Origin of the sequence: Streptomyces sp. STR69 (assembly GCF_024519455.1) — a bacterium.
GTDB lineage: Bacteria > Actinomycetota > Actinomycetes > Streptomycetales > Streptomycetaceae > Streptomyces.
In genome coordinates this window covers 129,267-143,942 of the sequence record NZ_JALJRY010000001.1, presented here as the reverse complement: position 1 = coordinate 143,942, position 14,676 = coordinate 129,267, and the positions used below count along the sequence as shown (strand labels likewise).

At 69.6% G+C, this 14,676-nt stretch carries 15 protein-coding genes; 11 read left to right on the top strand and 4 right to left on the bottom strand.

Annotation, left to right across the window (positions count from 1 at the left end; genetic code table 11):
- On the bottom strand, positions 1-723 hold the full coding sequence (locus OC490_RS00660) for a M50 family metallopeptidase (protein WP_043674494.1): 723 nt from the start codon (positions 721-723) through the stop codon (positions 1-3).
- A 50-nt stretch (positions 724-773) separates the two neighbouring features.
- Here OC490_RS00660 and OC490_RS00655 point away from each other — a divergent pair, with 50 nt between their 5' ends.
- From OC490_RS00655 to OC490_RS00610, 10 genes are all read left to right on the top strand, one after another.
- Positions 774-1,589 carry an SOS response-associated peptidase gene (locus tag OC490_RS00655; protein WP_262055771.1) on the top strand — a complete coding sequence of 272 codons (816 nt, stop codon included), beginning with the start codon at positions 774-776 and terminating at the stop codon, positions 1,587-1,589.
- Position 1,590: 1 nt separating this feature from the next.
- Complete coding sequence (locus OC490_RS00650; RefSeq protein WP_262055770.1) at positions 1,591-2,232, top strand: alpha/beta family hydrolase; 642 nt, start codon at positions 1,591-1,593, stop codon at positions 2,230-2,232.
- 236 nt (positions 2,233-2,468) lie between these two features.
- Entirely contained in the window at positions 2,469-3,152 is a 684-nt protein-coding gene (gene sigR / locus OC490_RS00645) for an RNA polymerase sigma factor SigR (protein WP_019058309.1), read from the top strand.
- The gene (rsrA, locus tag OC490_RS00640) at positions 3,149-3,451 is read left to right on the top strand and encodes a mycothiol system anti-sigma-R factor (protein WP_262055769.1); all 303 of its coding nucleotides are present in this window, start codon (positions 3,149-3,151) and stop codon (positions 3,449-3,451) included. Before sigR ends, rsrA begins: the two co-directional genes overlap by 4 nt.
- A 115-nt stretch (positions 3,452-3,566) precedes the next feature.
- Positions 3,567-4,874, top strand: a complete 1,308-nt coding sequence (locus OC490_RS00635) for an HD-GYP domain-containing protein (protein ID WP_262055768.1) — start codon at positions 3,567-3,569, stop codon at positions 4,872-4,874.
- Positions 4,875-4,878: 4 nt separating this feature from the next.
- The gene (locus tag OC490_RS00630; protein ID WP_262055767.1) at positions 4,879-6,129 is read left to right on the top strand and encodes an HD-GYP domain-containing protein; all 1,251 of its coding nucleotides are present in this window, start codon (positions 4,879-4,881) and stop codon (positions 6,127-6,129) included.
- A 104-nt stretch (positions 6,130-6,233) separates the two neighbouring features.
- Positions 6,234-7,214, top strand: coding sequence for a tetratricopeptide repeat protein (locus tag OC490_RS00625; protein WP_019072153.1), 981 nt, complete (start codon positions 6,234-6,236; stop codon positions 7,212-7,214).
- Between the two features lie 148 nt (positions 7,215-7,362).
- Positions 7,363-8,013, top strand: a complete 651-nt coding sequence (def, locus tag OC490_RS00620; RefSeq protein WP_262055766.1) for a peptide deformylase — start codon at positions 7,363-7,365, stop codon at positions 8,011-8,013.
- 289 nt (positions 8,014-8,302) lie between these two features.
- Complete coding sequence (gene cyc1 / locus OC490_RS00615) at positions 8,303-9,400, top strand: epi-isozizaene synthase (protein ID WP_262055765.1); 1,098 nt, start codon at positions 8,303-8,305, stop codon at positions 9,398-9,400.
- Positions 9,397-10,767 (top strand): cytochrome P450, encoded by a 1,371-nt coding sequence (locus tag OC490_RS00610; protein WP_262055764.1) that lies wholly within the window; start codon positions 9,397-9,399, stop codon positions 10,765-10,767. Before cyc1 ends, OC490_RS00610 begins: the two co-directional genes overlap by 4 nt.
- 16 nt (positions 10,768-10,783) lie before the next feature.
- Here the strand turns inward: OC490_RS00610 and OC490_RS00605 are convergent, their stop codons facing one another.
- A complete protein-coding gene (locus OC490_RS00605; RefSeq protein ID WP_262055763.1) occupies positions 10,784-11,746 on the bottom strand; it encodes a GlxA family transcriptional regulator in 963 nt (320 codons plus the stop codon).
- A gap of 93 nt (positions 11,747-11,839) precedes the next feature.
- On the opposite strand from OC490_RS00605, the gene OC490_RS00600 reads away from it, so the two are divergent.
- A complete protein-coding gene (locus OC490_RS00600) occupies positions 11,840-11,998 on the top strand; it encodes a hypothetical protein (RefSeq protein WP_262055762.1) in 159 nt (52 codons plus the stop codon).
- Here the strand turns inward: OC490_RS00600 and OC490_RS00595 are convergent.
- Entirely contained in the window at positions 11,973-12,434 is a 462-nt protein-coding gene (locus OC490_RS00595; protein ID WP_262055761.1) for a hypothetical protein, read from the bottom strand. The genes OC490_RS00600 and OC490_RS00595 overlap by 26 nt on opposite strands.
- Before the next feature lie 142 nt (positions 12,435-12,576).
- Positions 12,577-14,661, bottom strand: coding sequence for a putative Ig domain-containing protein (locus OC490_RS00590; RefSeq protein WP_262055760.1), 2,085 nt, complete (start codon positions 14,659-14,661; stop codon positions 12,577-12,579).
- Between the last annotated feature and the right edge of the window lie 15 nt (positions 14,662-14,676).

Below are 14,676 nucleotides of genomic sequence, written 5' to 3'. Positions count from 1 at the left end.
TCACAATTCCAACAACCACCTGCCGCCGCCTATCAGCGAGCACAGGGATACCAGGTGGAAGAGGAACAACCACAAGCCCGCCGGTACGTGCGTCAGCCGCGCCAGTTGATCCGCGTCCGAGTCGCCCGCGCCGCCCCTTGACCTCTTCGCCTGCAACTCGAACGCGGGACGCACGCCGCCCAGCAGCAAGAACCACACCACCGCATACGCGAACGCCGCCTGCACCTGGGGACCCGTCAGCCACGACACGAGCAGGAAGGCCGCGCCGCTCAGGATCACCGTGAGGGCGCCGTACGCGTTGCGGATCATCACCAGCATGGCGATCAGCAGGAGGGTCGACAGCCACAGCAGGAGGGTGATGTGGCCGGCGCCCAGGAGGGCCGCGCCGCCCAGGCCCAGGAGTGGGGGAGCGGTGTAGCCGGCGGCTGCCGTGAGGATCATGCCGAGGCCGTGCGGCTTGCCCCGGCTGACGGTGAGGCCGCTGGTGTCGGAGTGCAGGCGGATGCCGGTGAGGGTGCGGCCGGTGAGGAGGGCCACCAGGCCGTGGCCGCCCTCGTGGGCGATGGTGATGGCGTTGCGGGAGAGGCGCCACAGTCCGTGCGGGACGACCACGGCGAGCGCGGCGACCATGGTGGCGATCACCACCCACAGATCCGGGTCGGGCTGGCTGCCGAAGACCTCGTCCCAGAGGGCGGGTATCGAGGCGATTGCGGTGCTGTCCATGGGTGGCGGAGGCTCCCGTGCTGGTCGTCGAATCTGGCAGTCTGGCACGTATGTGCGGACGGTATGCAGCGAGTCGTGGGCCCGAGGATCTCGCAGGAGTCTTTGAGATCGAGAAGTGGGAGCCCGAGGAGGTTCTGGCCCCCGACTACAACGTGGCCCCGACCAAAGAGGTCTATGCAGTCCTCGACCGTCCACTTAAGGACGCGGACAGCCCGAAGCCGGTTCGCCAGCTGCGGAAGCTGAAGTGGGGACTCGTGCCGAGCTGGTCGAAGACCCCGGAGGGCGCCGCCCGGATGATCAACGCCCGCGCGGAGACCGTGCACGAGAAGCCGTCGTACCGTCGCGCCTTCTCGACCCGGCGCTGCATCATCCCCGCTGACGGCTACTACGAGTGGGTCACGGCCAAGGACGAGCGGGAGCTGGAGGTCGAGGGCAAGAAGAAGCGGCAGCGGAAACAGCCGTATTTCGTGCTGCCCGCCGACGGGTCGGTGTTCGCGATGGCCGGGCTGTACGAGTTCTGGCGGGACCGGACGCTGCCCGACGACCATCCGCTGTCCTGGTGGGTCACCTGCTCGGTGATCACCACCGAGGCGGAGACGACCCCGCTCGCGGTCGCCCCCGCCGACGGGCCGTACGCGCTCGCCGACATCCACCCGCGGATGCCCCTGATGCTCACCCCGGACCGCTGGGACGCCTGGCTCGACCCGGCCCGCACCGAACCCGACGAACTGCGCGAGCTGCTCGCCCCGCCGCCCGCCGGGCTGCTGCGCGCCTACCCGGTGTCCACGGCCGTCAGCAATGTCCGCAACAACGGACCGGAGCTGCTGAAGGAACTGGAGGGGCCCGAGGAGGGCACACTCTTCTGACGTGACTTCCAGCGAGATCATCGAGATCGTCGAGACCGACGCGGGGGACGCCCGCATCACCTGGCACCCGGCCGAGAAGGCGCGGCTCGTCCTCGCCGTCAGCCATGGGGCCGGCGGTGGCATCGAGGCGCGTGACCTCCAGGCCCTCGCGACCGTCCTCCCCGCGCACGGCGTGACCGTCGCGCTGGTCGAGCAGCCGTGGCGGGTGGCGGGCAAGAAGGTGGCGCCCGCGCCGAAGACGCTGGACGTGGGGTGGCGGGGGATCTGGCCGGCCGTCGCGAAGCCCGGCCTGCCCGTGGTCTCCGGGGGCCGTAGCGCCGGAGCGCGCGTGGCCTGTCGTACGGCTACGGAGCTGGGCGCCGCCGCGGTCCTCGCCCTGAGCTTCCCGCTGCATCCGCCGGGTAAGCCGGAGAAGTCGCGGGCCGGCGAACTGCTCGGGGCCGGGGTGCCCACGCTCGTCGTCCAGGGTGGCAACGACCCCTTCGGGAAACCGGCGGAGTTCCCGGAGGGCGACTTCGAGCTGGTCGAGGTGCCGTACGGCGATCATGGGTTCGCGGTGCCGAAGCGGGCGGAGATCGGTCAGGACAGGGCTCTGGAGATCATCACGGGGCGCGTGGTGGAGTGGACTCGAACGGTCGGGTAACGGGCGGGAATGCCGGGACCCTTACCACTGTTGTGAAGGGCACAGAGAGTCGTAGAAAGGAAGTCCGCCGCATGGGTTCGACCTTCTGCCCGGCCCGTAGCAGCCGCTCCGACCTGGACTGGTCGGTGCTGCACGCGACCAAGGCCACCCCCATTGGGGCGGCGGGCGGACCGGATCGTCGTCTATCCTCCGATTCTGGTGGCATCGGCTTCGGTGCTGCCCGGAATCTTGAGGAGGTGGGTCCGGTTCCCGGTACCGACGCAGGGACCGAACACGGCCAGGCGGAGCAGCCCGAGGGCCAGGGCACGAGCACGGAGTCCACGACGGAGCGCAGTGCGCGCTTCGAGCGGGACGCGCTCGAATTCCTCGACCAGATGTACTCGGCCGCGCTGCGCATGACCCGCAACCCGGCCGACGCCGAGGACCTGGTGCAGGAGACGTACGCCAAGGCGTACGCGTCCTTCCACCAGTTCCGTGAGGGCACCAACCTCAAGGCGTGGCTGTACCGGATCCTCACCAACACGTTCATCAACTCGTACCGCAAGAAGCAGCGTGAACCCCAGCGCTCCGCGGCCGAGGAGATCGAGGACTGGCAGCTGGCGCGTGCCGAGTCGCACATGTCGACGGGTCTGCGCTCCGCCGAGTCGCAGGCGCTCGACCACCTGCCCGACTCGGATGTGAAGGAAGCCCTCCAGGCCATCCCGGAGGAATTCCGTATCGCCGTGTATCTCGCTGACGTAGAGGGCTTTGCGTACAAGGAGATCGCGGACATCATGGGGACACCCATCGGTACGGTGATGTCCCGGCTGCACCGGGGCCGCCGTCAACTGCGCGGCATGCTCGAGGACTACGCGCGTGACCGCGGGCTGGTCCCGGCCGGTGCCGGAGAGTCGAATGAAGCGAAAGGCTCGGGCTCATGAGCTGCGGTGACCATCACGAGACGGACTGCAGTGAAGTCCTGGCGCATCTCTACGAGTTCCTGGACCGGGAGATGCCGGACGCGGACTGCACCAAGTTCGAGGTGCACTTCGAGGAGTGCTCGCCGTGCCTGGAGAAGTACGGCCTCGAACAGGCCGTGAAGAAGCTCGTGAAGCGGTGCTGCGGGCAGGACGACGTGCCGTCGGACCTCCGCTCCAAGGTGATGGGACGCCTGGAGATGATCCGGTCCGGGCAGGTCGTGCCCGAGCATGATGTGGCGGCTTCCCCGCAGGAGTCCTGAACGGGCTGTCGTCACTCGAATGTGCTAATCCGCGGGTGATACGGCCGCGCCCTCCCCCTGATCGCCCTAGGCTCCTCGGCCTGGACAGGCATGGTCGGGGGGAAGGGCGTCAGCCATGGAGGCGACACCGGCACGGGCACGTGCGTACGTCCTCTGTGTCGTCCTCTGCGCCCTGTTCTGTCTGCTTCCGCTGCCGGCCGTCCACGCACCCTGGTGGGCGGTCGCGCTGTTGGCGGCGCTCTACGCCGGCTGCGAGCAGATCGCCCGGCGCCGCTTCGCGGGCACCTTCTACCCGGTGCTGCTCGCCGCCGCCTTCCTCCTGCCGCCGCCCGCCGCCGCGCTCGTACCGCTGCCCGGCGCGCTGTTCTCCCACGTCGACGAGGGCTCGCCCTGGCTGCGGCGGACCTGGCGGGCCGCGCAGCTCGCGCTCGCCGTGTGGTCGGCGGCCCGCGTGCACTGGGCGCTGGGCGGCCGGAACGCGGTCGTCGCCTCCGACTTCCCCTACGCCCTGCTGCCCGCCCTGGCCGCCGTCCTCGCCTTCTGCCTGGTCCTGACCGTCCTCGACGGCGGGATCCTCGCGCTCGCCGAGCGGATGCCGCTACGGCGGGCCTGGCGCGGTCTGTTTCTACGGTCCCTGGCGCCCATCGGCGTGCACGGGCTCGCCGGGCTGATGATGGCCGTCCTGTGGCGCAGCCCCTACGGCCCGGTCGCCGCGCTGCTCGTGCTGCTGCCGATGGGGGTGTCCTGGTGGGTGTTCGCCCAGTACCACCGGGAACACGCCGCCCACCAGGCCACCATCCGCGCCCTCGTCCAGGCCGTCGACATCAAGGACGGGTACACCCGCGGCCACAGTGAACGGGTCGGACAGGCGTCGATGATGATCGCGCGGGAGCTGGGGATGGACGACTCGCGGGTGGAGGTCCTCCGCTTCGCCGGGATCCTGCACGATGTCGGAAAGCTGGGCGTGCCCACGCGGTTGCTGCGCAAGGACGGGCCGCTCACTCCCGAGGAGCGGCGGGTGATCGAACTGCATCCCGAGTACGGCCACGAGATCGTGCGCGGGATCGGTTTCCTCGGGGAGGCCAGGGCGGCGGTCCTGCACCACCACGAACGGCTCGACGGCAGCGGGTATCCCTACGGACTGCTGGGCAGTCAGATCCCGGAGTCCGCGCGGGTCGTTGCCGTGGCCGACGCCTTCGACGCGATGACGTCGACCCGGTCGTACCGACGGGCCCGGCCGGTGTCCGTCGCGCTGGAGGAGCTGTCGCGCTGTGCCGGTACGCAGTTCGACCCCTTGATGGTTCGCGCGTTGGTCCGGGCCCTCGGCCGGTGCGGATGGCACCCCTCCGTGACCGCCGACGAAGCCCAGTCCCCCATCCTCTTCCCACCCGGCCCGCCCGTTTCCAGTGCGATGAGGAGTTGACGACATGCCGCTGCCCCGACTCCCTCTCCTCCTCATCCACACCTCCGCCGCCCTCCTCGCCACCACCTCCCTCGCCCTCACCCTCTGGACCGGCCTCGAAGAACGCGGAGTCGCCCTCGCCTTCGGACTCCTCGTCGCCGTAGGGGAGTTGAGCCGCTGGACCGGCACGCCCGGGCTCGGGCTCCGGGAGACCGCCCCGCTCGGCGCCGCCGGTGCCCTCTCCTACGCGCTGCTCGGCGCCGACGCCGGGCAGCCCACCCACCACGGCGTCTTCCAGGTCGTCACCGTGGTCGTCGCCGCCTCCCTCGTGGGCTGTGTGCCGCACATCGCGCGCGGCCAGAGCCGTATCCCCGACCACCTGGCGCGCCGCGTACTGACCGTCGGCTTCGCCGCCGTCTGCTTCCAACCCCTTTACAACCAAGGGGTGTTCGGGCACTGGGGCGGCCCCGCCTACGCCCTCCTGCTGCTCGCGCTGCTCTCCCTCACCGCGCTCTGCGACGCCGTGCTCGCCGCCGCGCTCGCCCACTCCCGCACCCGCTGGCCCTTCGGCCCGCTGCTCCGCGACGAGTTGCGGGGCATGCTCGGCATCGGGTCCGCCGTCTGCGCGACCGGCGCGGTGATGGCGCTCGCGGTCGCCGTCGTGGGGCTGTGGGCGCTGCCCGTCTTCTCCGTGCCGCTCCTGCTGACCCAGCTGTCCTTCCGGCGGTACGCGGCCGTACGGGACACGTACCGGCAGACCATCACCTCCCTCGCCCGCTCCACCGAGATCGCCGGATACACCCCGGCCGGGCACGCCCGCCGGGTCGCCGCGCTCTGTCAGGCGGTCGGGCGGGACATGGGACTGTCCGAACCCCACCTCACCGTCCTGGAGTACGCAGCCCTGATGCACGACATCGGCCAGCTCAGCCTCGTCGACCCGGTACCGGCCGGCGCCACCGCCGTACTCCCCCTGACCGAGCAGCGGCGGATAGCGCTGCTCGGCGGGGCCGTCGTACGGCAGACCGGGGTGAGTCCTCAGGTGGCGGCCGTCGTGGAGCGGCAGGCCGACCCGTGCCGGGAGCAGCCGGTCTCCGCGCGGATCGTCCGGGCGGTGAACGCGTACGAGGAGAAAACCCGGGCAGGAGGCCCCGGCGGGCCCCTCCAGGCGCTGGAGGAGCTGCGCCTCGGGACCGCCGGGGACTACGCTCCCGAGGTCGTGGAAGCGCTGGCCCGGGTGCTCTCCCGGGGCTGTCTGACCTTGCCCTCGGCTGGGTAACCCATGGGTAATGAGCGCCCTCCCAGCCGTACGTGGTTGGATGCGAAGAAGAGGGTGTCCGGGGGCAGAGCCAGCCCACTGAACGGAACTGGCAGGCGGGAATCGTGAGGATCTTCGGCAAGGGACGGCACCGGCCCTCCGCCTCCTGGCGGCAGGCCACAGACCGCGCGTTCACGCTGATCGGCGACGGTCGCTACGAGGACGCGGGCGCGTTGCTGACACGTGCCGCCGATCTTGAACCCTGGCTGTCCGAGTCCTGGTTCAACCTCGCCCTGCTGCACAAGTTCCGGCACGACTGGGAGCAGGCCCGGGCGGCCGGGCTGCGGGCCGTCGCGCTGCTGGAGCGGGAGGCCGGCGCACCTGACTGGTGGAACGTGGGCATCGCGGCCACCGCCCTCCAGGACTGGCCGCTGGCCCGCCGGGCCTGGCAGGCGTACGGGCTGCGGGTGCCGGGCGGGGTCACCGCCGCGGGCGAACCGGCCGGGATGGACCTCGGCAGCGCGGCCGTACGGCTCTCTCCCGAGGGGGAGGCCGAGGTGGTGTGGGGGCGGCGGCTGGATCCGGCGCGGATCGAGGTGCTGTCCATTCCGCTTCCCTCGTCCGGGCGACGCTGGGGTGAGGTCGTGCTGCACGACGGGGTGCCGCACGGTGAGCGGACCACCGCCGCCGGGCACTCCTACCCCGTGTTCGACGAGATCGAGCTGTGGGCGCCGTCGCCCGTGCCGACGTGGGTGGTGCTGCTGGAGGCTGCCGCCGAGGCCGACCGGGACGCGTTGGAGCAGTTGGCGGCGGACGCGGGGTTCGCGGCGGAGGACTGGTCGTCGTCCGTGCGGTTGCTGTGCCGGATGTGTTCGGAGTCCCGGATGCCTTCCGACGAGGGCGACGGGGAGCATCTTGATCCGCATGACCACAGTGAGCCCGGGCACCCTGGGCCGCTGGGGCATCGGACCGATGGGCAACTGTGGGTGCCGGAGCGGGAGTGTGGGCTTGCGGCCCCGGCTTCGCTGGTTCGGGGGCTGTTGGACGGGTGGGTTGCCGACAGCCCCGACTCCCGGGACTGGCGGGATTTGGAAGAGGTCTGCTGAGGTCGTTCTTCGGCTGCGGGTCCGCTGTGGCCGGTCGCGCCCCGCGGCGGAGCCGCACATGTGCACAGTCCCGCGCCCCTGAAGGGGCGCTGCACGTACGCTGTATCAGCAACTCACCCCCTTGGTTTTGAGGAAGGCGTTCGTCGGCATGGCGCAGCAGGACACCGATCAGCAGCACGTGGGCGTGCTTCCCGTGGACGACGAGGGGTTTGTCGTCGATACCGAGGAGACCGGGGAGCGTGAGGCGGCCTGGCGGGAGCGGGGGACCTCGCGGGCGATCACGGTCGTCGGGAATCCGGTGCTGCACAAGGAGTGCGCGGACGTCACCGAGTTCGGCGCGGAGCTGGAGACGCTGGTGGCGGACATGTTCGCCTCGCAGCGCACCGCCGAGGGCGTCGGCCTCGCCGCCAACCAGATCGGCGTCGGCCTGAAGGTCTTCGTCTACGACTGCCCGGACGACGAGGGCAAGCGGCACGTCGGTGTCGTCTGCAATCCCAGGCTGGTCGACCTGCCCGCCGACAAGCGGCATCTGGACGAGAGCAACGAGGGGTGTCTGTCGGTGCCCACCGCGTATGCGCCGCTCGCCCGCCCGGACTATGCCGAGGTGACCGGGCAGGACGAGCGGGGCAACCCGATCAAGGTCCGCGGCACCGGCTACTTCGCTCGGTGTTTGCAGCACGAGACCGATCACCTCTACGGCTACCTCTACATCGACCGGCTCTCCAAGCGCGACCGCAAGGACGCGCTGCGGCAGATGGCCGAGAACGAGCCCCGCTACGCCGTGGTCGCCAACGACTGAGTCCCAGGGACGATCACAACCCCCTTACGTACGGCGTCTGTTCAGGTGCAACTCCCTGACCAGGCGCCGTTCGCATGTCCGTCGCACATTCGATCGTTTCTGCTCTTGTAGTGATCCAAAATCAGTCACACAAGGATGGATTCTCGGCACTTGGGGGTAGTGAAGGAAGCAAATCCGTTCCCAGAACGGTCAGTTGTGGTGCTGAATGGGAAGTGCGGGGATACGCAACGGCGCACGCCCGGCACAGCGGGAGGGGCGTGTGCAACTGGCTGCTGAGAGGGGTTTGTTCGTGCCTGCTTTCTCGTACAGCACCACAACGGCATCGTCGCCGGCATCGACGGCGATCGCGGTTCCACCATCGCTCTCTCTCCCGGTGATCGAGGCGGCGTTTCCCCGGCGACTGCACCCGTATTGGCCGAGGCTCCAGGAGAAGACACGCGGCTGGCTGCTGGAAAAGCGTCTCATGCCGGCGGACAAGGTACGCGAATATGCCGACGGTCTTTGCTACACGGACTTGATGGCCGGGTACTACTTGGGCGCACCGGACGAGGTGCTCCAGGCGATAGCGGACTACAGCGCGTGGTTCTTCGTCTGGGACGACCGTCATGACCGGGACATCGTGTACGGCAGGCCCGACGCCTGGCGGCGGCTGCGGTTCCGGTTGCACGCCGCACTGGACTCACCACGCCACCACCTGCTTCACCCGGATCCCCTGGTCGCCGGGTTCGCCGACAGCGTGATGCGGATCTACTCGTTCCTCCCCGCCACCTGGAACGCGCGGTTCGCCCGGCACTTCCACGCGGTGATCGAGGCCTACGACCGGGAATTCCGCAATCGCTCCGAGGGGAAGATCCCCACGGTCGAGGAATACCTCGCACTGCGCCGGCTCACCTTCGCGCACTGGATCTGGACGGATCTGCTGGAAACGAGCGCGGGCTGCGAACTCCCGGCCAGCGTAAGGAAACACCCGGGATTTCGACGGGCGGCACTGCTCAGTCAGGAATTCGCCGCCTGGTACAACGACCTCTGCTCCCTCCCCAAGGAAATCGCGGGCGACGAGGTCCACAATCTCGGAATAAGCCTCATCAAACACGAGGGGCTGACTCTTGAGGAAGCGGTCGCCGAAGTGAGGTGCCGCGTCGAGGAATGCATAAAAGATTTCCTCGACGCGGAACAGGAAACCTTACGACTCGCCGACCGTCTCGACGACGGCACCGTACGGGGAATGGAACTGAGCGCCGCCGTACGGGCCTGTCTCGGAAATATGCGGAACTGGTTCAGTTCCGTCTACTGGTTCCACCACGAGTCCGGCCGTTACATGGTCGACAGCTGGGACGACCGGTCCACACCCCCGTACGTCAACAACGAAGCGGCAGGTGAGAAATGACCGTCGAGTCTGTGAAGCCCGCTCCCCCCGAACTGCCGGAACTGCTGGAGCCGCCCGTCGCGGGCGGCCGGGTCCCGCTCCTCGGCCACGGCTGGAAACTGGTCCGCGACCCCCTGGCGTTCATGGCCCGACTCCGCGACCACGGCGACGTCGTCCGGCTCCGCCTCGGCCCCAAGACGGTGTACGCCGTCACCGCGCCGGCCCTCACCGGGGCCGTGGCGCTGAGCCCCGACTACATCATCGCGGGCCCGCTGTGGGAGTCCCTGGAGGGACTGCTCGGCAAGGAGGGGGTGGCCACCGCCAACGGGCCCACCCACCGGCGCCAACGGCGCATCATCCAGCCCGCGTTCCGGCTCGACGCGATCCCCGGCTACGGGCCGATCATGGAGGAGGAGGTGCACGCGCTCACCGAGCGCTGGCAGCACGGCGGGACGATCGACTGCACCTCCGAGTCCTTCCGGGTCGCCGTGCGGATCGCGGCCCGCTGTCTGCTGCGCGGCGACTTCATGGACGAGCGCGCCGAGCGGCTGTGCACCGCCCTCGCCACCGTCTTCCGGGGCATGTACCGGCGGATGGTCGTCCCGGCCGGACCGCTCTACCGGCTGCCCCTTCCGGCCAACCGCGAATTCAACCGGGCGCTGGCCGATTTGCATCTCCTCGTCGACGAGATCGTCGCCGAACGCCGGGCATCTGGTCAAAAGCCGGACGATTTGCTGACAGCGCTGCTGGAGGCGACCGACGAGAATGGCGACCCGATCGGGGAACAGGAGATCCACGACCAGGTCGTCGCGATCCTCACCCCCGGAAGTGAAACCGTGGCGTCCACGATCATGTCGCTGCTCCAGGTCCTGACGGAACACCCGGAACACGCCGACAAGGTATGTGCAGAGGTTGAATCCGTGACGGGCGGACGCCCGGTGGCATTCGACGACGTCCGTCGGCTCACCCACACGAACAATGTCCTCGTCGAGACCTTGCGGCTGTGGCCCGCCGTATGGATATTGACGCGGCGGGCGGTCACGGACACCGAACTGGGCGGCTATCGGATTCCGGCCGGGGCCGACATCATCTACAGCCCCTACGCGATCCAGCGCGACCCGCGATCGTATGCGCGCAACGAGGAGTTCGACCCCGACCGCTGGCTTCCGGAACGGTCCAAGGACGTACCGAAGTTCGCCATGAGCCCGTTCAGCGTGGGCAACCGGAAGTGTCCCAGCGACCACTTCTCGATGGCCCTGCTGAGCCTGGTCACGGCGGCGGTGGCGACGAGGTACCGCTTCGAGCGGGTGTCCGGCTCCTACGACACCACCCGCGTCGGCATCACCCTCCACCCGCACCGGCTGATGCTCAGGCCGATCCCCAGGTGAGGCGACAGGCGTGCGTTCAGGCGGCTTCCGGGCCCCTGAACGTGCGTCGGTAGGCGTTCGGGGTGGTGCCCAGGGCACGGACGAACTGATGGCGCAGGGCGGGTGCGGTGCCGAAGCCGGCACGCCAGGCGATCGCGTCCATCGTCTCGTCCGTCCCCTCCAGCAACTGCTGCGCCAGCAGCACCCGTTGACGCAGGATCCAGCGGTACGGCGTGGTCCCGGTCTCCTGCTGGAAACGGCGGGCGAAGGTCCGCGGCGACATGAGGGCGCGGGCGGCGAGCTGTTCGACGGTGACCTCCTGGTCGAGGTGCTCCGCCATCCACACCAGCACCTCGCCCACCGTGTCGCACTGCGAGCGCGGCAACGGCCGCTCGATGTACTGCGCCTGCCCGCCGTCGCGGTGCGGCGGTACGACCATCCGCCGGGCGATGGCGTTGGCGACCTCCGGCCCCTGCTCCTTGCGCACGATGTGCAGACAGGCGTCGATACCGGCCGCGGTGCCCGCCGAGGTGATCACCGGGTCCGCGTCGACGTACAGCACATCCGGTTCTACGACGACCTTCGGATACCGCCGGGCCAGCAGCTCGGCGTGATGCCAGTGCACCGCGCACCGCCGCCCGTCCAGCAGCCCGGCAGCGGCCAGCACGAACACCCCCGAGCAGACGCTGAGCACCCGGGCACCCCGGTCCACGGCCCGCCGCAGCGCGTCGAGCAGTTCCTCCGGGTACTCCCGCGCCGCATAGGTCGCACCGGCCGGTACGGCGATCAGGTCCGCGGTCTCCAGCCGCTCCAGGCCGTGCTGGACCGCCAGCGAGAAGCCCGCGTGGGTGGTGAGCGTCGGCCCCTCGGCCGAGGCGACCGCGAAGTCGTAGACCGGCAGGCCCTCGTCGCTGCGGTCGAGGCCGAACACCTCGCAGACGACGCCGAGTTCGAAGGGATGGACTCCGTCGAGCAGGACCACGGCCACGTTTCTCAGCATGCTGCCAGTGTGCGCCCGATGTGGCAGTAAATCGAGGGTGTACGGCAGTTCTGCCACTCACGGTAAGGAGTGTAAGCCGCGACACTGGTGTCTATGAACGCAGCCATGGACAACCTCATCGCCCTTCTGACCGTCCTCGGTGTCCTCGTCGCCGTGACCTTCCCGTCGCTGCTCGGCATCGCGCACGACCGGCGCATCGACCGTCAGATCCGGACCGCCCACCGGATCATGACTTCGACACCACGACGGTGACCGACCACTCCTGAATGCCCTTGCACGAGATCTTGTGCGGGGCGGTCGCACACAGCGGCCGGGACGACGTGAGCTTCACGGTCCCGGCCGAGACCGCCTTGAACGCGTTGCTCGCGTCCCCGGGCCGGATCAGGATCCCGCTGTTGGTGGCCTCCAGGCCGCTGCCGGCGGTCTTGACCTGCGCCCACGGCCGGGACGCCGTCCCGTCCAGCAGGATCCGGACCGTGCTGCCGGTGGTCAGACAGAACGTGCCGTTGCTGTCGGTGGCGGCGAGGGTCTCCTTCGCGGTGCAGGCCGACTTGCTCTTGCCGGGTGTGGGGGACTGGGACGGCGACACACTGCTGCTGCCGCTGTCGGACTTCGTGCCGCCGCAGCCCGTGAGGGCCAGTGCCAGGGTGGCGACGGCGAGGGACGGAGCGAGGATGGATCGGCGCATGGGGGGGCCTCCTTGCCCCTTTGACGTGTCACGGACGCATCCGGATCCGCCGTGAGAAGTGAAGTATTCGTGGACATGACACCCTCGGGCATGACAGAGCCCCGGCCGCTGCGAGACGGCCGGGGCTCAGCTCATGAGGAGGTCAGCTGGTCGTGACGGCGGTGTCGTCGACGACGAAGCTGGTCTGGAGCGAGGAGTCCTCGACTCCGCTGAACTTCAGGGTGACGGTGGTACCGGCGAAGGCCGACAGGCTGAAGGACTTCGCGACGTACCCGGTGGCCGCGTTGAGGTTGGAGTAGGTGGCCAGGGTGGTCGATCCGGCGGTGACCGTCAGCTTGTCGTACGCCGTGCTGGTGCTGGTCTCCGCGGTGTCGACGTGCAGGTAGAAGGTGAAGGTCGTGCCCGTGCAGCCGCTCGGGACCGTCACCGACTGGGACAGCGTGTCGGTGTGGGTCGAGCCGTAGCCGTCGAGCCAGGCCTTGTACGAACCGGTGCGGGCCGCCTCACCGGTGTCGTTCGTGATGACCCCGCTGCTCGCGGTCCAGGTCGTGTTGCCCGACTCGAAGCCCGCGTTGCCCAACAGCTGCGTCGAGGTGCAGGAGCCGCCGCCGGAGGTGCTGACCGTCCAGGTGAAGGAGGCCGAGCCGGAGGCGCCGGTGGAGTCGGTCGCGGTCACCGTCACGGCGTAGGTGCCGGCGGTGGACGCGGTGCCGGAGATCAGTCCGGTCGAGCTGCTGATCGACAGGCCGGTCGGCAGCCCGCTCGCGCTGTAGGTGAGGGTCGCGCTCGCGCTGTCCGTGGCCGAGATCTGCAGGCTGGCCGTGGAGCCGGTCGCGGTGGACTGGCTGCCCGGGTTGGTGACGGTCACCGTGTTGCCGGTCGTGGTGCCGGCGGTGAAGGCGGCGGTGCCGTCGGGGGTGCCCCAGCCGGTCGGGCCGTCGTAGCCGGTGCCCGCGGTGCAGAAGTACGAGGTCGAGCAGGTGCCGTTGTTGCCGCTGGTGACGTCGTACAGGTTGCTGGTGTGGGAGTAGGGGTACTTCGCCGGGTAGTCACTGGAGCCGGGGGTGCCGGCCAGCGCGTAGACGCCCGCGATGATCGGGGACGAGGCGCTGGTGCCGCCGTAGACCGCCCAGCCGGAGCCGCCGTAGGTGTCGTAGACGGCCACGCCGGTGGCGGGGTCGGCGACGGCGGAGACGTCGGCCTCCATGCGCTTGGTGCAGCCCGTGTCGGTCTGCCAGCTCGGCTTCGCGTCGTAGGCGGAGCAGCCGGAGCCGCCGCCCTCGGTGCTGCTGGTCTTCCACACGGACTCGGTCCAGCCGCGGGTGTTGGACGACGTGGACAGCGCGGTGCCGCCAACTGCCGTCACGTACTGGGACGTTGCCGGGTACTCGGCACCGTAGGCCTCGTCACCGGAGGAGACGGTGATCGCGACACCCGGGTGCTTGAAGTACGAGGTGTCCTCGCTGGTCTGCGAGGAGGACTCGGAGCCGCCCCAGCTGTTGGAGACGAACTTCGCGCCCAGGGCGACGGCCTCGTTCTCGGCGGTGCCGAGGTCCGAGTCGGTCGCCGAACTGGCCTCGACCAGAATGATGTTGCAGTTCGGGCAGACCGCGCTGACCATGTCGATGTCGAGCGCTTCCTCGCCCGCCCAGCCGGTGTCGTTGGTCGGCAGGGACGTGGTCGAGCCGGTCTGGCTGACCTGCTTGAAGCAGCCGCTGGCCACCGTGCAGGCCGACAGGCCGAAGTTGGAGCGGTAAGTGGCCAGGTCCGAGGCCGCGTTGGGGTCGTTGTACGCGTCGACCACCGCGACCGTCAGGCCGGAACCGCCGGTCGAGGGAAGCGCGTACGCGCTGTGCAGGTTGGCCGGGCTCAGCCCGGACACCGCGGCGGCGGCGTCCGCGTGCACGGTGGAGGCCAGCTGCTGCTTGATGTCGGTGCGCCGCTGGGCGAAGCAGGCCGCGGAACCGGGGGCCGCGGTCGCGCACAGGTGCTCGGTCGGCACCTTCTGCCCGGCCTTGCCGGTGGAGTGGACGGCCTGGGCGGCGGGGGCGGTCAGGGCCTTGGCGTTCTGGGTGACCTTGGAGACCTGGGCGGACTGGGCGGTGGCGTGGGGGACCGTCTGCGCACCGGCGGGTGTCGCGGCCACCAGGCCGAAGACGCTCAGGGTGAGGGCGGGTATGGCGGCGGTCAGTAGTCTTCGCAGGCTTCGTCTGGGCTTCTCACGCATGGGGGTACTGCCTCC